Origin of the sequence: Methylobacterium sp. WL18 (assembly GCF_008040015.1) — a bacterium.
Taxonomy (GTDB): Bacteria; Pseudomonadota; Alphaproteobacteria; order Rhizobiales; family Beijerinckiaceae; genus Methylobacterium; species Methylobacterium mesophilicum.
Genome location: NZ_VRVD01001341.1, coordinates 1 through 441, shown reverse-complemented (window position 1 = coordinate 441; position 441 = coordinate 1). Strand labels below are relative to the sequence as shown.

At 75.1% G+C, this 441-nt stretch carries 1 pseudogene; it reads right to left on the bottom strand.

Annotated features, from left to right (window positions below):
• Nucleotides 1-441: pseudogene (locus FV228_RS33690) on the bottom strand (hypothetical protein); the annotation flags it as partial.

Sequence of the window (441 nt, the reverse complement as noted above, 5' to 3'; positions counted from 1 at the left end):
CTGTCCGAGCCGGGCGGGGTCGAGCTGGGAGCGGATCGAGGCCGCGGCGGGCCAGGACGGTCTCGGCCCCCGGATCGCCGTCGTCCACGAGGTTCGCCAGGCGGAGATCGTCGTCCAGGAACACGTCGGGCGCGGCGGTCAGGGCGAGCGACGCGCTCGCCTCCCAGGTGGCGAAGCCGATCTCCAGCGTGGCCGCCCAGGGCGGCGGCGTGACCTTCAGGGTGAAGCGGTAGGCCGCGCGGTGAACCGGGATGTCGATGAAGGCCGGGATCGTCACGGTCGCCAGGGTCCCGGGGTAGGGGGGCGGCAGCGGGGTCCCGCGCGGGTCCCGGAACAGCACCTGGGCGAGGGCGCCTTCCGTCTGCCCCTGGGCGACGACCTGCCCCTTGAAGACCAGGCCGCGCCCCGGCACCAGCCCGTGCCGGTACCAGAGGGGTTCGG